At 62.1% G+C, this 19,761-nt stretch carries 20 protein-coding genes and 1 tRNA gene; 14 read left to right on the top strand and 7 right to left on the bottom strand.

Translation table 11 applies throughout. The annotated features are described in order from the left end of the window. The first annotated feature begins 135 nt into the window (after nt 1-135). Both LVY71_RS22740 and LVY71_RS22735 read left to right on the top strand, forming a co-directional pair. Nucleotides 136-810, top strand: a complete 675-nt coding sequence (locus tag LVY71_RS22740) for a L,D-transpeptidase (RefSeq protein WP_235102230.1) — start codon at nt 136-138, stop codon at nt 808-810. Nucleotides 811-1,046: 236 nt separating this feature from the next. After that, on the top strand, nt 1,047-1,736 hold the full coding sequence (locus LVY71_RS22735; RefSeq protein ID WP_235102229.1) for a L,D-transpeptidase: 690 nt from the start codon (nt 1,047-1,049) through the stop codon (nt 1,734-1,736). 67 nt (nt 1,737-1,803) lie between these two features. On the opposite strand, the gene LVY71_RS22730 is transcribed toward LVY71_RS22735, so the two are convergent. Then, on the bottom strand, nt 1,804-2,718 hold the full coding sequence (locus tag LVY71_RS22730) for an extensin-like domain-containing protein (RefSeq protein ID WP_235102228.1): 915 nt from the start codon (nt 2,716-2,718) through the stop codon (nt 1,804-1,806). Between the two features lie 61 nt (nt 2,719-2,779). On the opposite strand from LVY71_RS22730, the gene LVY71_RS22725 reads away from it, so the two are divergent. Beyond that, nucleotides 2,780-4,408 carry a fatty-acid--CoA ligase gene (locus LVY71_RS22725; protein WP_235102227.1) on the top strand — a complete coding sequence of 543 codons (1,629 nt, stop codon included), beginning with the start codon at nt 2,780-2,782 and terminating at the stop codon, nt 4,406-4,408. A gap of 166 nt (nt 4,409-4,574) precedes the next feature. After that, entirely contained in the window at nt 4,575-5,423 is an 849-nt protein-coding gene (locus tag LVY71_RS22720) for a DUF1499 domain-containing protein (RefSeq protein WP_235102226.1), read from the top strand. Here LVY71_RS22720 and LVY71_RS22715 read toward each other — a convergent pair. The 4 genes from LVY71_RS22715 to LVY71_RS22700 all read right to left on the bottom strand — a co-directional run bounded on the left by LVY71_RS22715 (nt 5,396) and on the right by LVY71_RS22700 (nt 10,731). After that, the gene (locus LVY71_RS22715; RefSeq protein WP_235102225.1) at nt 5,396-6,325 is read right to left on the bottom strand and encodes an MBL fold metallo-hydrolase; all 930 of its coding nucleotides are present in this window, start codon (nt 6,323-6,325) and stop codon (nt 5,396-5,398) included. The genes LVY71_RS22720 and LVY71_RS22715 overlap by 28 nt on opposite strands. Nucleotides 6,326-6,439: 114 nt before the next feature. Beyond that, nucleotides 6,440-7,654 (bottom strand): acyl-CoA dehydrogenase, encoded by a 1,215-nt coding sequence (locus LVY71_RS22710; RefSeq protein ID WP_235102224.1) that lies wholly within the window; start codon nt 7,652-7,654, stop codon nt 6,440-6,442. 96 nt (nt 7,655-7,750) lie between these two features. Next, nucleotides 7,751-8,827: a 3,4-dihydroxy-2-butanone-4-phosphate synthase gene (ribB, locus tag LVY71_RS22705; RefSeq protein WP_235102223.1), complete on the bottom strand. Its 1,077-nt coding sequence runs from the start codon at nt 8,825-8,827 to the stop codon at nt 7,751-7,753. 173 nt (nt 8,828-9,000) lie between these two features. Continuing rightward, the gene (locus LVY71_RS22700) at nt 9,001-10,731 is read right to left on the bottom strand and encodes a cation:proton antiporter (protein WP_235102222.1); all 1,731 of its coding nucleotides are present in this window, start codon (nt 10,729-10,731) and stop codon (nt 9,001-9,003) included. A 311-nt stretch (nt 10,732-11,042) separates the two neighbouring features. On the opposite strand from LVY71_RS22700, the gene LVY71_RS22695 reads away from it, so the two are divergent. After that, on the top strand, nt 11,043-11,489 hold the full coding sequence (locus LVY71_RS22695; RefSeq protein ID WP_235102221.1) for a DUF2147 domain-containing protein: 447 nt from the start codon (nt 11,043-11,045) through the stop codon (nt 11,487-11,489). Between the two features lie 157 nt (nt 11,490-11,646). Then, nucleotides 11,647-12,756: a Bug family tripartite tricarboxylate transporter substrate binding protein gene (locus LVY71_RS22690; protein ID WP_235102220.1), complete on the top strand. Its 1,110-nt coding sequence runs from the start codon at nt 11,647-11,649 to the stop codon at nt 12,754-12,756. A gap of 155 nt (nt 12,757-12,911) precedes the next feature. Here LVY71_RS22690 and LVY71_RS22685 read toward each other — a convergent pair. Further along, nucleotides 12,912-12,988: transfer RNA gene (locus LVY71_RS22685), tRNA-Pro, on the bottom strand. A 97-nt stretch (nt 12,989-13,085) separates the two neighbouring features. Between LVY71_RS22685 and LVY71_RS22680 the strand changes: the two genes are divergently transcribed. Genes LVY71_RS22680 through LVY71_RS22665 form a run of 4 tightly spaced genes read left to right on the top strand, consistent with a single transcriptional unit; the run spans nt 13,086 to nt 16,626 of the window. After that, nucleotides 13,086-14,072: an L-threonylcarbamoyladenylate synthase gene (locus tag LVY71_RS22680; RefSeq protein WP_235102219.1), complete on the top strand. Its 987-nt coding sequence runs from the start codon at nt 13,086-13,088 to the stop codon at nt 14,070-14,072. A 39-nt stretch (nt 14,073-14,111) separates the two neighbouring features. Continuing rightward, nucleotides 14,112-15,539 (top strand): FAD-binding oxidoreductase, encoded by a 1,428-nt coding sequence (locus tag LVY71_RS22675; protein WP_235102218.1) that lies wholly within the window; start codon nt 14,112-14,114, stop codon nt 15,537-15,539. Next, complete coding sequence (locus LVY71_RS22670; RefSeq protein ID WP_235102217.1) at nt 15,536-15,997, top strand: GNAT family acetyltransferase; 462 nt, start codon at nt 15,536-15,538, stop codon at nt 15,995-15,997. Before LVY71_RS22675 ends, LVY71_RS22670 begins: the two co-directional genes overlap by 4 nt. A 32-nt stretch (nt 15,998-16,029) precedes the next feature. Further along, the gene (locus LVY71_RS22665; RefSeq protein ID WP_235102216.1) at nt 16,030-16,626 is read left to right on the top strand and encodes an NUDIX domain-containing protein; all 597 of its coding nucleotides are present in this window, start codon (nt 16,030-16,032) and stop codon (nt 16,624-16,626) included. A gap of 11 nt (nt 16,627-16,637) precedes the next feature. Here the strand turns inward: LVY71_RS22665 and LVY71_RS22660 are convergent, their stop codons facing one another. Continuing rightward, complete coding sequence (locus tag LVY71_RS22660) at nt 16,638-17,432, bottom strand: SOS response-associated peptidase (RefSeq protein ID WP_235102215.1); 795 nt, start codon at nt 17,430-17,432, stop codon at nt 16,638-16,640. A gap of 96 nt (nt 17,433-17,528) precedes the next feature. On the opposite strand from LVY71_RS22660, the gene LVY71_RS22655 reads away from it, so the two are divergent. From LVY71_RS22655 to LVY71_RS22640, 4 genes are all read left to right on the top strand, one after another. Further along, nucleotides 17,529-18,059: a hypothetical protein gene (locus LVY71_RS22655; RefSeq protein WP_502797620.1), complete on the top strand. Its 531-nt coding sequence runs from the start codon at nt 17,529-17,531 to the stop codon at nt 18,057-18,059. 2 nt (nt 18,060-18,061) lie between these two features. Then, nucleotides 18,062-18,487, top strand: coding sequence for an NUDIX hydrolase (locus tag LVY71_RS22650; RefSeq protein ID WP_235102213.1), 426 nt, complete (start codon nt 18,062-18,064; stop codon nt 18,485-18,487). A 59-nt stretch (nt 18,488-18,546) separates the two neighbouring features. After that, nucleotides 18,547-18,924 (top strand): TIGR02301 family protein, encoded by a 378-nt coding sequence (locus LVY71_RS22645; RefSeq protein WP_235102212.1) that lies wholly within the window; start codon nt 18,547-18,549, stop codon nt 18,922-18,924. Nucleotides 18,925-19,118: 194 nt separating this feature from the next. Next, the gene (locus LVY71_RS22640; RefSeq protein WP_235102211.1) at nt 19,119-19,385 is read left to right on the top strand and encodes a hypothetical protein; all 267 of its coding nucleotides are present in this window, start codon (nt 19,119-19,121) and stop codon (nt 19,383-19,385) included. Nucleotides 19,386-19,761: the final 376 nt, after the last annotated feature.

Here is a 19,761-nt window from a genome sequence, read left to right as displayed (position 1 = left end):
GGATCATATGACGCAATCACCGGAGAATGACTGGAATTGCAGACGGGTATCGCGAATATAGACTGGCGCTAAACAGAAGTCGGCCACAAATGCCATGTGACTGAGTGACGCGCCGTTCAGAGATCGGAAGCCCTGATGTCGTCCCTCGCCTCGAAACTCGCCCTGCTCGCCGCCGGACTGATGCTGGCCAGCTGCATGCAAACCACCTACGAAGCCGCTTCGGACACCGCGCTGAAGCCGCGCGACAAGGAGCTGCTGGCCAAGGTCAGCTACGACAAGGTCCCGGTTTCGGCACCGTTCCGGCGGGCCATCGTCGACTATCACCGCAAGGAGCTGCCAGGTTCGATCGTCGTCGATTCCGATAACCACTATCTTTACTACGTGCTCGAGGGCGGCAAGGCGATCCGCTACGGCATCACCGTCGGCGAAGAGGCCATGGCTTGGTCGGGCATCGCCAAGGTCGGCGCGATGACCGAATGGCCGGACTGGCATCCGACCAAGAGCGAGATTTCGCGGCTCGGCGTGCCGACTTTCGTCAAGGGCGGCCCGGACAATCCGATGGGATCGCGGGCGATCTACCTTTATTCGGGCGGCAAGGACACCCTGTTTCGGATCCACGGCACCAACCAGCCGGAATATATCGGCGCGTCAATTTCCTCGGGCTGCATCCGCATGACCAACGAAGACGTCATCGACCTCTACGGCAAGGTCAAGATGGGGACCGTGGTGGTTGTGCTCGATCCCAAACAGGGAGATTCCCCGTTTAACTCCAAGATGGCGCTCCAGGGCGGCGGCGGAGGATCGTTTTAGACGATCGATCGACAGCCTGACCACCAGCGTCCGGCTGAACATTTAGGCATCAGGTCTCCGATGCCTCCGGCCCCTGAGGCGCAAATGCCACAGGTGGGATGCTGCATGGCAAAATCAGCATCGAAATGCTGGAAATAGAGCCGATTTCAGCGCAAATAGGAGGTAACGGAATCGGAAGCATCTTCCGGCTAGTTTTTGGCGTGTGACACGCCCAGCGCCCTATTTGGAACTTCGGAATGTCCTCGTTCGGTTCAAAAATCATCGTCGTTCTCGCAGGTCTTTCGCTTGCCGGCTGCATGCAGGCGACATCGACCACCTATGAGAAATCTCCCGAGGCGAGCCTGAAGCCGCGAGACAAGGAGCTGCTGTCCAAGGCGCGCTACGACAAGGTCGAGGTTGCAGCACCGTTCCGGCGCGCGATCGTCAGCTATCACCGCAAGGAAACGCCGGGCTCGATCGTCGTCGATTCCGACAACCACTATCTTTATTACGTGCTCGAGGGCGGCAAGGCGATCCGCTACGGCATCACCGTCGGCGAAGAAGCGCTGGCGTTCTCCGGTATCGCCCGCGTCGGCAACATGCAGGAATGGCCGAAGTGGACACCGACCGCGGACATTCACAAGCGTATCGAAGGCCTTCCGCAGTCGGTCCCCGGCGGTCCGGACAATCCGCTCGGCGCGCGCGCGCTCTATCTGTATCAGGGCAACAAGGACACCTTGTTCCGCATCCACGGCACCAACCAGCCGGAGTATATCGGCGCGTCGATTTCGTCGGGCTGCATCCGCATGACCAACGAAGACGTCATCGATCTCTACAGCCGCGCCAAGCAGGGAACGGTCGTCGTCGTGCTCGATCCGAAGCAGGGCGACTCGCCGGTCAATTCGAAGATGGCGTTGCAAGGCGGCGGCGGAACGGGACCGTTCTGATCCCCCACAGCAATCGAACCTGATCAAAAGCGCCGGCTGGTCCGGCGCTTTTTATTTTTCCGCTGCGTTATCGAGCCGCCTTTTCGGAGGCGGCCTTCTCCTCCTCAGTCTGCCGCGGCGGCGCATCTTCCGGCCGCTCCGCAGGCATCAGGGGTGCCACCTTGGGGAGCGGATCGTAAATACCCCACTGGCAGAGCTTGTAGTCGTTGCGCCGCTGGGCAAGGTCGAGATGGATATGGTCCTCGTGATACCAGTCCGATCCCGGTCCGAGGACGGTGGTGAACCGCCTGCAGACCGAAGCCAGCACCTTCTCGCGGGTCTCGCGGGACATGGCGCGATCGGTCAGCGACAGCGTGGCGCCGTTGGCCAAGGTCATGCCACGGACATCGAGCGCATTGGCAAGGCCGTGCTCCGACATCTTCGCGCCCTTTACGCGGTTGCGGCCCCGGCATTCGAATGAATCGAAATTATCGAGCTCGCTGATGGTGGTGCCGAGGCTCGCCGCCAGCGGTGCCATGTCGGTGCGGATCCAGTCGGCGACGGCGGCGGCCATTGTACAGCGCAGGACTGCTGCAGGCTTCAGCGTCACCCGCTGGGTGGGCGACAGGACGATCGCCTCCAGGCGCACCAGATCCTCGCCACCGCATCCACCGGGGCCCTTGATCGGCGGAATCGACGGCGCGATCGCGATGCTTTCGGTCAGGGCCCGCCTGCATACCGAGAGCTCCGGCGCCCTGGCTTCTGCAGGCTCAGGCGGGCGGGCGGCTCCATCAGAAATGACGTCCGGCTCCGGCTGTGGACGCTCGGCGGCAGGCGCTTCAGCCGGCCGAGGTCGCGGCAGCGGCACTTTATTGCTTGCCTGCGCCGAAACCGCACAGGTAAGGACTAGCGCCAACACCGTAACAGCGGCTATCGGCAGCCAGCGTCTGGCATGCCAGTCAGAAGGCCATTTGCGGGCCGCGCGGTCCGCGCTAAAGTTCATTCCGATCCCTTCGGGGAGCACCGATCACCAACAAAAGAATATCTTCAGGAGGGAATACCGGATGCTGGGTTTGATGCAAAATTGGCCCTTGTTGTGTCATCGGATTATCGATCACGCAGCGGCGATTCACGGCAAGCAGGAGGTCGTGACGCGATCGGTCGAAGGGCCTATTCATCGCACCAATTACGCCGAAATTCGTGCACGCGCCCTGAAAGTGGGCCAACAGCTCGACCGCCACGGCATCAAGCTCGGCGACCGCGTCGCCACCATCGCATGGAACACCTGGCGCCATCTTGAAGCCTGGTACGGCATCATGGGCATCGGCGCCATCTGCCATACCGTCAATCCGCGCCTGTTCCCGGACCAGATCGTCTGGATCGTCAATCATGCGCAGGACCGCATCATGATGACGGATCTTACCTTCGTTCCGCTGCTGGAAAAAATCGCGGACAAGATGCCGTCCATCGAGCGCTATGTCGTGTTCACGGACAAGGCGCACATGCCGCAGACCACGCTGAAGAACGTGATCTCCTATGAAGAATGGATCGGGGAAGCCGACGGCAACTTCCAGTGGAAGGAGTTCGACGAAAATACCGCAGCCGCGATGTGCTACACCTCGGGCACCACGGGCGATCCGAAGGGCGTGCTCTACTCGCACCGCTCCAACGTTCTCCACGCGCTGATGGCCAACAACACCGACGCGCTCGGCACCCGCGCCAGCGACACCATGCTGCCGGTGGTTCCGCTGTTCCACGCCAATAGCTGGGGCATCGCATTCTCGGCACCAAGCATGGGCACCAAGCTGGTGATGCCCGGCGCCAAGCTCGATGGCGCGTCAGTCTATGAACTGCTCTCCACCGAGAAGGTGACCTATACCGCCGGCGTGCCGACGGTCTGGCTGATGCTGCTGCAGCATATGGCAGCTGAGAAGAAATCGCTGCCCGATCTGAAGGTTCTGATCTGCGGCGGTTCGGCGATGCCGCGCTCCATGATCAAGGCATTCGTCGATATGGGTGTCGAGGTTCGCCACGCCTGGGGCATGACGGAGATGAGCCCAATCGGCACCGTCGGCGCGCTCAAGCCGCCGTTCGCAACACTCACCGGCGAGGCCGCCCTCGATATCCTGCAAACGCAGGGCTATCCGCCGTTCGGCGTGCAGATGAAGATCACCGACGACGCGGGCAAGCCGCTGCCGTGGGACGGCAAGACCTTCGGACGCCTCAAGGTGAGCGGCCCGTCCGTCTCGAAAGCCTACTATCGCGTGGACACCAACATCCTCGACGACAGCGGCTTCTTCGACACCGGCGACGTCGCCACCATCGACGCCGACGGCTACATGCGGATCACCGACCGCTCCAAGGACGTCATCAAGTCCGGCGGCGAATGGATATCATCGATCGATCTTGAAAACCTTGCGGTCGGCCATCCGAAGGTGCTGGAAGCCGCGGTGATCGGCGTCCACCATCCGAAGTGGGACGAACGCCCGCTGCTGATCGTGCAGCTCAAGCCCGAGCAGAAGGCCAGCCGCGAGGAAATCCTCCAGTACATGGACGGCAAGATCGCGAAGTGGTGGATGCCGGACGATGTGCAGTTCGTCGAAGCCATCCCGCACACCGCCACGGGCAAGATTCTGAAAACCGCGCTGCGGGATCAGTTCAAGAACTACGCGTTCCCGACCGCGGCGGCCTGATCGCCGCAGCCGGAGAGCAAGACATCCATCGAACTGATGCCCGGCCTCTGGCCGGGCATTTTCGTATTTGGCCATAATCCGATGCGACCTGCTTCACAGCCGCCCCGGAAATGCGCTAGGTGACCGGCACGCCCTTTCAGCCGGCGCAGGAACGGATTCGCAACACATGGCCCGCCGGATTGCTGCCGCTTACCAAATGGAGCCCCTCTCCGCTCTCGCGTCGTGGTCACGCCGCCTTGCGGTGTTCTCGCTGGTCGCAACGGTCGTGTCGGTCGTGATCGTCCGGTTCGGATTTCTCGATTTCAAGCCGGCGTTGGCGACCTTCTTCGGTGCGCTGGCGTGCGCGGGCCTGTCGATCCTGGTCGGCCTCGCGGGGTTTGCCGCGATCTGGCAGAACGGCTCACGCGGCATGACCCGCATTCTGCTGGCCTTTCTGATCGACGCAGCGATCCTGGCCTATCCGTCCTATCTGGCGTTTCAGTATCGCAAACTGCCTGCCATCCACGACATCACCACAGACCCGATCGATCCGCCGCGATTCGAGGCGCTGGCACGGCTGCGTGCGGGCGACGGCGCCAACCCGGCCGTCTACGCCGGTCTCTATTCCGCCGAGCAACAGCGCATCGCCTATCCCGACATCGAGCCGGTCAGCATCGATGTCCCGGTCCAGACCGCCTATGAAATGGCGCTGCGCCTCGTGAACCGGCACAAGTGGCTGGTGATCGACGAACGTCCGCCGCAGCCGCCCCAGCGCATCGGCCGCATCGAAGCGGTGGCACGAACGCCTATCATGGGTTTCCGTGAAGATGTCGCGATCCGGATCGCACCGGACGGCGACAGCGCGCGTGTCGATCTTCGCTCATCGTCGCGTTACTTCGAGCACGACCTCGGCACCAACGCCGCCCGAATTACAAAGTTTGCGGAAGAACTCAATGAGGCGGTCGACAATGCCCGGCCGGTGAAGAAGCTCATCACCCCAGCCAAGCCTCAGGCCAAGGGTCCTACCAAACGATAGATGCCGTCGATGGTCGGATCGCCGTCCGTCGCCACGACATCACGCGTGACGAGATCTTCGAGGTGCGCCAGCACCGAATAACCGGCAGCGCTCACCAACCGCGGATCGATGCCGATATAGCTCGCGCGCACGATGGTGGGAATGTCCGCCTCGCCCTTGGCGAGCCGGTGCAGGATCGACGCCTCGCGCGCCTTGCGATGGCGGATCAGGAACTTCACGAACCGCACCGCGTCGGGAATTTCCGGACCGTGCCCTGAGAAATATAGCTGCTCATCACGCTGCGTCAGTTTTTCGAGCGAGGCCATGTAATCGACCATCGATCCGTCGGGCGGCGCCACAATGGATGTCGACCAGCCCATGACATGATCGCCGATGAACATCAGTTTGCGCTCGGGCCAGGCAAACGCAATGTGGTTGGCGGTGTGTCCAGGCGTTGCGACTGTTTCAAGCCGCCAGCCCTGCCCCTCGATGATGTCGCCGTCCTTCAGCGTGACGTCGGGACGAAAATCCCAGTCGCCGCCGGACTCGGTGGTGCGCGTCTCGCTGGCATAGGCCGGGCGTGAGGCGCGGTGCAGTCCTTCGGCATAAACCGTCGCGCCGGTTGCCGCCTTGATCCGCGCCGTACCGGGCGAATGATCGCGGTGAGTGTGCGTCAGAAGAATGTGGGTGACGGTTTCGCCGCGCACCGCATCGAGCAGCGCTTGCGCGTGAACTTCATCCGCCGGACCCGGATCGATGATGGCGACTTTGCCGGTGCCGACGATATAGCTCACCGTTCCGGTAAACGTGAACGGGCTCGGGTTGTTGCACAACACCCGCCGCACGCCGGGAACGACCTCGTCTGCCACACCGGGGGCGAGCGGAAAATCCCGGTTGAACGGAATATCGTCGTTGACGCTCATGGATTTATGCCTGCGGTTGCTGCTTCTGATCACAGGAGTGACGTAGAGACGTGGATGGCCGGGACAAGCCCGGCCATTGAACAATCCTGTGTGAAAACGCGCTCAAAAATGTTCTTACGAGAACGCCTGAATGCCGGTGATGGCACGGCCGAGAATGAGCGCGTGCACGTCGTGGGTGCCTTCGTAGGTGTTCACGGTTTCAAGGTTCTGCGCGTGGCGCATCACGTGGTACTCGCTCGAAATGCCGTTGCCGCCGTGCATGTCGCGGGCCATGCGCGCGATGTCGAGCGCCTTGCCGCAATTATTGCGCTTCATGATCGAGATCATTTCCGGCGCCATCTTGCCTTCGTCCATCAGGCGGCCAACCCGCAGCGAGCCCTGCAGGCCAAGCGTGATCTCGGTTTCCATGTCGGCGAGCTTCTTCTGCACAAGCTGGGTCGCGGCCAGCGGCCGGCCGAACTGCTTGCGGTCGAGGGTGTATTGCCGCGCGCGCTGAAAGCAGTCTTCCGCCGCGCCCATCGCGCCCCATGAGATGCCATAGCGCGCGCGGTTAAGGCAGCCGAACGGCCCGGCCAGACCCGACACGTTGGGCAGCAGTGCGCTCTCGGGAACAACGACACCGTCCATCACGACTTCGCCGGTAATCGAGGCACGCAGCGAGAGCTTGCCGCCGATCTTCGGCGCGGACAGGCCCTTCATGCCTTTCTCAAGAATGAAGCCGCGGACCTTGTTGTCGTGCGCAGCGGACTTCGCCCACACCACGAACACGTCGGCGATCGGCGCGTTGGAAATCCACATCTTGCTGCCGGTCAGGCGATAGCCGTCGGCGACTTTCTCGGCGCGGGTCTTCATGCCGTCCGGATCGGAACCGGCATCGGGCTCTGTCAAGCCGAAGCAGCCGACCCACTCGCCGGTGGCGAGCTTGGGCAGATATTTCTTGCGCTGGGTCTCGTCGCCATAGGCATAGATCGGATACATCACCAGCGACGATTGCACGCTGTTCATCGAGCGGTAGCCGGAATCGACACGCTCGATCTCGCGCGCGACCAGGCCGTAGGCAACGTAGCTCGCATTGGCGCAGCCGTATTCCTCCGGCAGCGTGACGCCGATCAAACCAAGCTCGCCCATCTCGTTGAAGATCTCGCGGTCGGTCTTCTCCTCAAGATAAGCCTGCGTCACGCGCGGCAGCAGCTTGTCCTGAGCGTAGGCGCGCGCGGTATCGCGGATCATGCGCTCGTCCTCGGTCAGCTGATCGTCGAGCAGGAACGGATCATCCCACTGAAACGTCGCCTTGGCTGGCTTGTCCTTGGTCTGCGGGCGGGCACTCATGACAAATCCTTTCAGCTTCCGTCTGCTGTTATAAAATCACGATAAATCGTCGGCGTCAGGTTGCAAGCGCAAAACCAGTTCCTGCGTGCGCGACGTCTAGCCTTCAAACGGCTCGTTGGCGACGATCTCGATGCCAAATCCGGAGAGGCCTTTGTAGTCGTGCGTCGATGAGGTGAGATGGCGGATCGAGGTCACGCCGAGATCGCGCAGAATCTGCGCGCCGACGCCAACTTCACGCCATTGCCGGTTGCGATCCGCTTCCGCGGAATGATCGTCGTCGAGCGGCGCCACCGGCACGCCAGCAGCGCCATCACGCAGATAGACCAGCACACCGCTGCCGTTCTTCTTGAAATGTTCAAGCGCAGCCAGAACGCGCCCCGATCCAAAGAAAATGTCCCTGACGATATTGGGCTTGTGAAACCGCGTCAGCACGTTCTGCCCGTTGCCGACGCCTTTGTAGACAAAGGCGACGTGATAGATCGGATCGAACGGCGAACGATAGGCGTAGCCGTCAAGCGGACCGATCGGGCTGTCGACGGTGAAGGTGGAGACCCGCTCGATCAGCTTCTCGCGTGCCTGGCGGTATGCGATCATGTCGGCGATGGTGACGTGCTTGAGATTGTGCTGGGCCGCGAACTTCACGACCTGCTCGCCCTTCATCACCGTACCGTCGTCGTTCATCAATTCACTGATGACGCCAACCGGCGGAAGGTCGCACAGCTTGCAGAGATCGACCGCGGCCTCGGTATGTCCCGACCGCAGCAGCACGCCGCCGTCGCGCGCAATCAGCGGGAAAATATGGCCGGGCCGCGCAAAGTCGCTGGCACCCGCGTTGGGATTGGCCAGCGCCCGGCAGCATACGGTGCGCTCCTCGGCCGAAATGCCGGTCGTCATGCCGGGCTTGTAGTCGATCGACACCGTGAAGGCGGTGGTGTGGTTTGAATCGTTGTGGGCGACCATCGGATCGAGCCGCAGCCGCCGGGCGTTATCGGCGGTGATCGGCGCGCAAACAATTCCCGAGGTGTGGCGGATAATGAATGCCATTTTCTCGGCCGTGCACAGCGTGGCAGCGACGATCAGATCGCCCTCGCCTTCACGATCATCGTCGTCCGTGACCACGACGATTTCGCCGGCAGCAAAGGCTTTCAGAACTTCAGGAATGGGATGGGCCATGGCGCTACCGTATCTCCGCGATCATACTGTCAACAGGACGCAGACCGTATGGCGCAGGGCGCGGGCGGGCGCAACTGCCCTCTCCACATGGCCGATATCCGGCACCCAATATCTGCCCGGCGATAGCCGTTTCAAACGTTTCTCCAGGCGAAATATCCTTTTGAGGCGGCGCCTCAGGGCAGGACTTCCCTGCGTTCGCTCAGCCGCCGATCCATGTCGGCGCGCTTGTCGGCGAGCAGGCCGCTGTCGACCGCCTCGATCACCTTGTAGAGTTCCGCGGCATCGGTGGTGCGGGTCACCGTCACGTAATCGGCTCCTGCCGCATACAGGTCGCTGACGTCGGCCAGCAGGTCCGCCGTCGAGATAATCTTCGCGTCCGGATTCATCGACCGCACATGGCGGACGAGCTTCTCGTTATTGGCGCCCTTGAGCAGAGAATCCGGCACGCTCAGGATGATGATCTCGGCGTTGCCGACGCCGGCATGCAGCAGGGTATCGATATTGCTGATGTCGCCGTAGATGACATGAATGCCGCGCGCAGTGAGCGTGCGGAAGACATTGGGATTGAAGTCCACCACGCTGATCTGGTCGAGCAGCGATTTGTTCTGCTGCTCGATCTCGCTCAGCAGTGCGCTCGCCGCGCGGAAAAACCCGAGAATGACGATCCGCCGGGCCCCGCCGTGGCCGGAATCATGGTCCCCGTCGGCGTTCTGGGCGTGGTCAAGATCGCGAAGTCCGATCCGCTTCAGCGCGCCGACGGCCCAGCGGCTGATCGGATCGCTGCGCATGATTACGAGCGTGCTGAGAACCGCCAGGATCACGAAAGCGAACGACGCTGCGTTGGACGTCTCCGGGGTGATATGCCCCGCGACGATCCCGGTTTGGATGATGACCAGCGAGAATTCGCTGATCTGCGCCAGATTGAGCGCCGGCAGCAAGCTGGTGCGCAACCCCTGCTTCATGAAGTAGAGCGGCAGGAATGTCGTGAGGATACGGCTAACCACCGTGAAGGCAGCAATGACAAGCGCCAGCCAGATGGTGGACAAATCCGGGACGGGAATTGTCATGCCCAGCGCGACAAAGAACAACGTGATAAAGAAATCCCGCAGCGTCGTGACCTTCGCCGTCACGTCGAGAGCGTAGGGGAACGTCGAGAGCGACACGCCTGCCACCAGCGATCCCATTTCGCGCGACAGATGAAGCCGCTCGGCCACCTCGCCGATCAGGAAACACCACGCCAGCGCGCCGAGCATGACCAGTTCGGGGCTGCGCGCGATGCGGTGGAAAATCTTCGGCAACACGAAGCGGCTGAGGATTATGGCGGTTGCCACCAGTAGACCAACACGGCCAATCGACAGCAGGATGATGCCGACCTGGAGATCAGCGAGGCTCGGCTGAACCGCAAGAAACAGGATCGCAAAAATGTCCTGGAGCACCAGGATGCCGAGCGTGATGCGGCCCGGCAGCGTATCGAGTTCGCGCTTCTCATAGAGTACCTTGACGATGACAACCGTGCTCGACAGCGCGCAGGCGATGGTCAGATAAAGTGCATCGAATCCGCGTCCATTGCCCAGCGACAGACCGATGGCGACAAAAAATGCGGCGCCGACAACGCACGCGCCGATCAACTGGCCGCTCGCGGCGATCAGGATCACCCGGCCGGCCCGGATGATCTTTTTAAGATCGATTTCCAGTCCGATCATGAACAGCATGAAGATCAGGCCGAGCTCGGAAATCGTGCTGATCGATTCCTGCGACTTGACCCACTTCATGCCGAAAGGGCCGATGAGAAATCCTGCGACCAGATAGGCAAGGATCAGGGGCTGCCGGAAAAAGTGCGCGGCCAGACCTAGCACCCAGGCGAACAGAATAGAAAAAGTGATGTCAGCAATAAGCTGGTGCATATCGACCGGTTCGGCAGCAGAAAACCGCTTGAATCAAGCTTCCGTATAAGGACCAAAGAACGTTGCGAAAGCAACATCCACGGCACGATTTGCAGCGCCTGCGATGCCCTCACCGTCCGCCAGGGCCGGGTGGTTCCAGAATACAGGCCCGGCGGTCCTCCGGCTGCAAAATCTCGGAAGACCTGCCGTAGGGTGTCCGCGAAGTAACAGCTCATCAAAACCCGACGATCCGGGCGGCCTCCCGCTTGAATAACGGATCGGCCCGTATAGGTTCGAATCTCGGGTTGGACTTCAGCGATTACGGGCGGATGATGAATTCAAAATTGAAACTCTTTTTAGCGCTGGCATGTCTGCTGAGCGGCTGGACCACCGCGAATGCCGCCGATGACGCCGCCCCCGCCGGCCTGTGGCTCACTGAGAAAGGCGACGCACGGATTCAGGTCAGCCAGTGCGGCAGTACGCTTTGCGGCAAGGTCGCCTGGCTGCGCGACGCGATCGATCCAGCAACGGGACGGCCGCAAACCGATTCAAAGAACCCCAATGCCTCGCTAGCGTCCCGGCCGATGATCGGCGTTCAGCTTTTCATCGGCATGCGCCCTGCCGGACCTGGCCGCTGGACCGGCCGCATCTACAACGCTGACGATGGCGGCATCTACGAGAGCAACATCGCCTGGCTAGGCCCCAATACGCTGCGGGTGGAAGGGTGCCTCGGCGCGATTTGCGGCGGCGAGAACTGGACCAAGGTCGGCGGCCGCTGACGCGCCTGCTTTTCAGCATAAAATCGACCGCATAAAAAAGAGACGCGTTGGTAGTTTTTGAGGCCAGCGCGCATGGCCCGCGGTGCTCCCTCCCTGACACGCTTCTCCCAAACGCAGAAAAAGCGCGATGGGAAAAGAGTTTCGGGAGGAGCATCGAGTGGCGAACGTATCGGCAACCCAGCCTTGGGGTGGGCAATCGATTGCACGTGTTGAGCATTCTCCGCCGCCATTGAAACCTCGAAGCCTCGCGGACCGCGCCGCCGGACACGCCGGCAAAATTCGCGCGCGCGGAAAGCTGCTGTTGTCGCTTTGGATCGCCGCTGTGCTTGCCGCCGCGATGCCAACCGCCGCCAACGCCCAGAGCGCAAACTATCCAACCCGGCCAATCCAGGTTTATGTTCCGTTCGCGGGTGGCAGCGCCAGCGATGTGATCACGCGTATCCTGCTGAACCGAATGGCGGCGTCCCTGGGACAGCCCTTCGTGGTCGATAACCGTCCCGGCGCGGGAGGCAACATTGGCACGGTAGCGGGCGCACATGCGGCACCCGACGGTTACACCCTCGTGATGAGCACGTCTGGGCCGCTTGCTGCAAACAAGGCTCTTTTCAAGGAGCTGGGCTACGATCCGCAGAAAGATTTTGCGCCGATCTGCCTGTTCGCCGTGCTGCCGAATGTCATCGTGATCAATTCAAGGCTGCAGCCAAAAACGCTGCGCGAATTGATCGACTATGCCAAGCAACATCCCAAGGAGCTCAACTATGGCACGGTCGGCGTCGGCTCCTCGCAGCATCTCGCCGCCGCCTATTTCGAACAGCTCACGGGCACCGAACTGACCCACGTCCCCTATCGCAATATTGCCGGTTACACGCCGGACTTCATTGCCGGCCAAGTGCCGCTCGGATTCCAGCTTCTGCCGAACGTGATCGGCCTGATCAAGAGTGGAGACGCGCGCGCTCTGGCTGTTGCCAGCAGCAGGCGCATGACTGCTCTCCCCGACGTGCCGACGGCTGCCGAAGCGGGCCTGCAGAACTACGAAAGCTCCGCATGGCTGGCGCTGCTTGCGCCTGCAAACACGGACAAGGCCATCGTCGACAAGCTGTTCGCCGCGGCAGAAGAGGCCCTGAAAGATCCCAAGGTCCGTGCCCTGTTTACCGAGCAGGGCGCCGAACCCACCCTTCTCGACCCGGCCGGCCTGAAGCGTTTCATGGTATCGGAAACCGACAAATGGTCGGGAATCATCCGAAAGCTCGGTCTCGATCCGATGTGATCGCGAGACCCGCCCATTGGCGCATGAGTGACCGTGGTCGCGTGGACACCGCGGTCTGATTTAATGTCGATGTGCCGGGATTTCGCTGGCTGGCCGAAAGAGATCCGGACAATCTGACGGGCAAAACGGGCACGTCCAGCAAGTCATTGAAATCATGGTCGGAGTAGCAGGATTTGAACCTGCGACCCCCTGCTCCCGAAGCAGGTGCGCTACCGGGCTGCGCTATACTCCGACTTGGGCGCCGGTATAGCGTCGGCTCTCGCGAACCGCAAGAAGCTGTATAAGGGGCGTCGATCCAGCAAAACCGCCCGTCGGATGCGCCCCACACGATGAAACTTGGTCTGAATACGGCAGTTATTTCCGCCGCCGGAGCCGCGGATGCCGCCGCGCGCTGCCTCGAAGGCGGCGGGCTGGTCGCGTTTCCGACCGAAACGGTCTACGGGCTCGGTGCAGACGCCACCAACGCCCGGGCCGTCGCCCGGCTCTACGAGGCCAAGGGCCGGCCCGCGTTCAATCCTCTTATTGCCCATGTCCGCGATCTGGAGGCAGCCCAGCGCATCGCGCGTTTCGACGACAGAAGCCTTCGGCTTGCAGAGGCCTTCTGGCCGGGACCGCTGACACTGGTGTTGTCCAAAGCGAATGAGTGTCCGGTGTCTGATCTTGCCACAGCCGGACTTGAAACGATTGCCGTGCGCGTCCCCGCGCATCCGGTGGCGCAGGAAATTCTGCGCGCCTTTGGCAAACCCGTGGTCGCGCCCTCGGCCAACATATCGGGGCATGTCTCCCCCACCATCGCGGCGCATGTCCTGGGCGACCTCGATGGCCGTATCGATCTGATCGTCGACGGCGGCCCGGTTTCGGTCGGCGTTGAATCCACCATCGTCGGCTGCTTCGAAACTCCGATGCTATTGCGGCCCGGCGGGCTCCCGCGCGAGGACATCGAGCGCGTCCTGGGCGAAAAGCTTTCCCGGCCGCCGGAAGAAGCCGCCGCGGACGAGAGCCATCCGCTCGCACCGGGCATGCTCGCGTCACACTATGCGCCGCGCAAGGCGGTGCGGCTCAATGCGCGCGATGTGAAAGCCGATGAAGCCCTGCTGGCGTTCGGACCTCGCATGATCTCGGGTGCCGACAAGACCCACGTCATGAATTTGTCGGAAGCCGGCGATCTGGTGGAGGCCGCCGCAAATCTTTTCGGCTATCTTCGTGAACTGGACGCTGGCGGTTCCCGCGCTATCGCCGTGATGACGATTCCCGACGAGGGACTCGGAGAGGCCATCAACGACCGGTTGCGCCGGGCGGCCGTGCCGCGAAGCTGACCGCGTCAGGATTTTGACAAAGCAACAAAGAAAAACAACATGAACATCGTTCAACCCCCGCCGTCCGTTCTGTCGCCCGAATTGCTGGAGCGCTTTGCCGCCATCGTCGGCGAAAAGTACGCGGTCACCGATCCGCAGGATACCGCGCCATACCTCACCGAGGAGCGCGGCCTGTTCAGCGGCCACTCCCCGCTGATCCTGCGTCCGGGTTCGACGGCGGAGGTCGCGGCGATCTGCAAGCTCGCCACCGAGACAAGGACCGCGCTGGTGCCGCAGGGCGGCAACACCGGACTCGTCGGCGGCCAGATTCCACATAACAATGAGGTGGTGATCTCGCTGCGGCGTCTCGACAAGGTTCGCGCGGTCGACACGCGATCCAACACCATGACCGTCGAAGCCGGCGTGATCCTCGCCAATGCACAGCGGCAGGCTGCTGACGCCGACCGGCTGTTTCCGCTGTCGCTCGGCGCGGAAGGAAGCTGCACCATCGGCGGCAATCTCTCCACCAACGCGGGAGGCATCGCGGCTCTTGCTTATGGCGTCGCGCGCGACCTCGTGCTCGGGCTCGAAGTGGTGTTGGCCGATGGGCGCATCATGCGCGGCCTGTCGAGCCTGAAGAAGGACAACACCGGCTACGACCTGCGCGATCTCTTTGTCGGCGCCGAGGGCACCCTCGGCATCATCACCGCGGCGACCCTGAAGATGTTTCCGAAGCCGCGCTCGGTCGAGACAGCGTTCGCCGCCATTACCTCCCCCGCCGATGCGCTCACGCTGCTGGACATCTCCCGCAACATCGCTGCCGGAAGCCTCACCAGCTTCGAGTTGATTCCCCAGATCGCCATCGATTTCACCGTGAAGCACGGCCCCTCGATCCGCGCGCCGATGGCCGAGCGCCATCCGTGGTACGTGCTGATGGAAATCTCCTCGCCGCGTGATGATGCCCGCGACACCATCGAGGCAATCCTTGGCGATGGCATGGAGAAAGGCATCGTCCATGACGCTGTGATCGCAGCCAATCTCGATCAGCGCACGGCATTCTGGAAGCTGCGCGAGGTGATTTCACCGGCGCAGAAGCCCGAAGGCGGTTCGATCAAGCACGACATCTCCGTGCCGGTCGCCGCCGTGCCGGATTTTCTGACCGAGGCAGACGCCGCCGTCACCAAGCTCATTCCGGGCGCGCGCCCGTTCGCGTTCGGCCATCTCGGCGACGGCAATATCCACTACAATGTCAGCCAGCCGGTCGGCGCCGACACGGCGGCCTATCTCGCGCGGTGGCACGACGTGAACGATGCGGTGCATGCCGTAGTGGCAAAACACGGCGGATCAATCTCCGCCGAACACGGCATCGGCGTATTGAAGCGCGATGAGCTACCGCGCGTGAAAGATCCCGTCGCGTTCGACATCATGCGATCCATCAAGCATCTGCTCGACCCGCTGAACATCATGAATCCGGGCAAGGTGCTGTGAGGGATTTGTCGGTAACATCGAAAAGCAATTTCGCGGTCAGCGTGATCGAGGACTCCGATATTCCGGCTGTCGTCGCGCTGTGGGAGCGCTGCGGCCTGACGCGTCCCTGGAACGATCCGCAGGCCGACATTGCACGCGCGCGGGGCAAGGCCAATTCGGAAATTCTCGTCGGCCGCAATGCTGAAGCCATCGTCGCAACCGTCATGGTCGGACACGACGGCCATCGCGGCTGGGTCTACTACGTCGCGGTCGATCCTGACCATCAGAAGACGGGTTACGGCCGCGCGATCATGACGGCCGCCGAAAACTGGCTGCGCGATTGTGGCGTCGAAAAACTCCAGTTGCTGGTCCGCGCGGACAACACCCGCGTGCAGTCATTTTACGAAACGCTCGACTACGTTCAACAGGAGCGCGTCATTTACGCAAAATGGCTCGACGGCCGCGAGATGACGCCCTGACCGCAATCCATTCCAGACCTTGAAGGCCTCGCATGAGCGTGAAAGACCGCATCCGCGTCAAGAACATCCAACTGCTCTCCGACGGCAAATACAAGCTGCGCAAAACCACGTTCGACTGGCGGCGCTCAAGCGGCGACTGGCAGACACAACATCGCGAAACCTTCGATCGCGGCGACGGTGTTGCGATTCTGCCCTACAATCTTGCACAGCGAACGGTGCTTCTGATCCGCCAATTCCGCTATCCCACCTATGCCAACGGATACGATGACCTGCTGGTCGAAGTGCCTGCCGGCTCGCTCGACAATGCCGAGCCGGAAGCGCGTGTCCGGTCGGAGACGGAAGAAGAGATCGGCTATCGCCTTGGCCCTATCCAGAAGGTCTTCGAAGCCTTCACCAGTCCGGGCGCGGTGACGGAGAAGCTCTACCTCTTCGTCGCCGGGTATCAGCCTGACATGAAGATCGGCAACGGCGGCGGCCTTGCCCACGAGGGCGAAGACATCGAGACGCTTGAACTACCCTTTACAGACGCCTTCGCGATGATCGCGGACGGCCGCATTGTCGACGCCAAGACGATCATGCTGCTGCAATACGCCGCGCTGAACATCTTCGGTCAACAATCCGCGGGCTGACGCCGCGCGCGTTAGAAAAGCGACCCCTGCCCATCGTCCGGCTTTGCCGGCAGCGGCGTCGACCGCGGCGCCGGCTTCGCAGCGGTCCTGCTCTCGGCTCTTGCTTTCTTCCCCAGCATCGCCTCGGCATCCGCCTCCTCCGCACTGAACGGCAGGATCAGATCGGGGCTGTCGTTGGCGACGCGATTCACCGCGGTCGACACCTCATGCCAGACGAACGTGCCCGGCGGCGGCGCGACCATCATTCCCATCGCCAATTCCGCGCTGACCGCATCGCCATCGAGCCACAGATCGAAATCCCGCAGCTCGATCGCCACCGGCACGCGATCATGCAGCAGGGCCATTTCCGGCGCGGCCGCGGTGGTGACGATGGCGACGGTGTCGACTTCCTCGCCGTTGGGCCCCGTCCATGTCTCGGCGACGCCCGCGAAAGCGATCGGCTGGCCGTCACGCCGGCGAATACAGAACGGACGTTTGCGCAGCGGCGACGCCTGCCATTCGTAATATCCGTCGGCCGGCAGAAGGCACCGCCGCCGCCTGATGGCGTTGCGGAACGACGGCTTTTCCAGAACGGTCTCGGACCGCGCATTGATGACCAGCGCAAACTTGCGCGGGTCTTTCACCCATGACGGCAGGAAACCCCAGCGCATCAGCTTGAATCGGCGGATGCCGCTTTCGAGAATGACCACCGGCACCGGCTGGGTCGGGGCGACGTTATGACGTGGCGGAAAGTTGGGCTGCTCGCCGTAGCCAAACAGTTGGCGCAGCGCCTCCGGCGCCGAGGTAATGATGTATCGCCCGCACATGAAAAGACTCGAAAAAGGCCTTGCGAGGGAAAATGATAAGATAAGTGGAAGCATATTCAGCCCCCTTTAACCTCGGATGCCCAAACATCCATGGCAATGTCGAATTCGGCCCCGCAAGCGAAATCCCCTGCTGAAGATGAGAGCTATCCGGCAGACGCCCCCAAGGGCACCGGGGCAAATACCCGCGCCCAGCGCCTGCTCGAAGCCAACATCAATCCCCGCACCGGGCTCGCGACCGATTACCTGAATCATTTCAACGAGGCGATCATGCTGCTTGAAATGATTCCCGACATGCCCGACTGCGTCGACGATTTCCTCCACTGGCAGCCCCTGAGCTATCGCGAGCATTTCGCGGCCTCGCATTTCAAGGCCCGGGAGCTGGCCATCGAGGCTTACGATGCGAGCGATCCCGCGGTTCGCGAGGAATTCGACAGCATCGCCTCCGCCATGACCTCGATCCTGACCACGGTGGGCGACGCCATGCGGCAGGCCAAGCATGAGGAGACCCGCGCCGTTCTCGCCGAGCAGGCGGCAGGCTGGGTCAAGCCGCTGGTCACGCTGGCAGGCTCGATGATCAATGGCGGCTTCAGCGACGCCGAGGATGTCGACTTCATCATGAAGCAGTGACCGTGCCCGGCATTCCCCACAGCGGCCCGCAGCTCGCCGTCAGCGCAGGTATTTTCCGGGACGGCAAGATCCTGCTGGTCCGCCGTGCCCGCGATCCGGCCAGGGGCGTCTACACATTTCCCGGCGGCCGGGTGGAATTCGGCGAAAGCCTGACCGAGGCATTGGCGCGCGAAGTGCGCGAGGAAACCGGCCTGACGATCGAGATTGCCGGCCTGATCGGCTATCGCGAGGCGCTGCCGGCCAGAACCGGCGGCCACGGCCATTTCGTCATCCTGCCGTTTGCCGCCCGCTGGATCGCGAATGAAGTCGCACTCAACGACGAGCTGGACGACGCCAAGTGGCTGTCGCCCGGCGCGCTGGGCGGCCTCCCGATCACCCACGGGCTGGAGGACACCATCCGCTCCGCCTGCGCCATGCTGGGAATCTAGCCGCCGCGCCATGCGCCTGCCTTGCTTCCGGCCGTTTGAACGGGCATAGGACGGCCTTCATGCTGAAGCGGATTTTCGCGGTTTTTCTGATGGTCGCTGTGGCTGGTCCGGTCTCGGTCCGGGCCCAGGACGCGGCTGCGCCGTTCGACGGCGACCTGCAACGGCTGGCCGAAATCCTCGGCACGCTGCATTACCTGCGCGGAATTTGCGGCACCAACGAAGGCCAGAAATGGCGCTCCGAAATGCAGGCGCTGGTGGACGCCGAGACGCCGTCCGGCGAGCGCCGCAGCCGCATGATCGCAAGCTTCAACCGCGGCTATAACGGGTTCCAGCAGACCTATCGCACCTGCACGCCTGCCGCGAATGTCGCCATCCGCCGCTACCTGGAAGAAGGCTCGAAAATCTCGCGGGACCTGACGGCGCGCTACGCCAACTGAATTTTCCACTGAATTTTCTTGGGACGGTTTTCCGCGGTCCGCCGAAAATGCAGCAAATAGTGGGCTAACTTGCCTTCGCTCCATTAACCTTTCCTAAAGAACTGCCTCGCCCGCTCCGTCCTGCATGCTAATGCTCTGTGCAGTTTCAACCGTGCAGTCCGACCGGACACGCGTTCCACAGGCCATTTGATTTTATGTCGCATCCTTCGCATTGGACTTCCGCGCGCGATCTTCTGCCCGATCAGGACCAGAAGCGCGCTGCCCTCAATTATCTGAACGAGGCATGGGCGGAAGCGCGCCACGACGGCGTCGATGGCGATTGCCTGGCGCAGGCGAGCCTGTTCGCCGCGTTCGCAGAACTGGTGAGCACCTATGGCGAAGACGCGGTGGCGAAGTTCGTCGAGGGCCTCGCCGGCCGGATTCGCAGCGGCGAATTCTCTGTAGTCGAGTTCAGACAGTAGTTAGATTTTCACAACCTGATTTCTCTACGGCTCGCCCCCGCGCAGGCGGGGCCCAAACTTCCTGCCATCGATTCTGCGCAGAATGTTCATGCCACTCTTTCCATGATCACCACGACGTTCGGTGGTTATGGGTCCCGGCCTTCGCCGGGACGACATCGTGGGTATGGCGACAGCAGAGTCTCATTGCGACTCCGATTCAATTTTCAAACAGCCACGCGCAACCGTTCCCGCGCATCAGGCGGGTTGGGCTTTTAGTTCTGCCTCTCAAAAATAATGAGGGGCATGGAGCGCCGCGAGGCGCAAATGTCTTGTTTCGCTTCCTCTGCGAAAAGGAAGCGCGTCGCCTCACGGCGCTCCACAGACAAGTTTACGCAGG

Source organism: Bradyrhizobium sp. G127 (assembly GCF_021502575.1).
Lineage (GTDB): Bacteria > Pseudomonadota > Alphaproteobacteria > Rhizobiales > Xanthobacteraceae > Afipia.
This window is presented reverse-complemented; position numbering and strand designations above follow the sequence as displayed.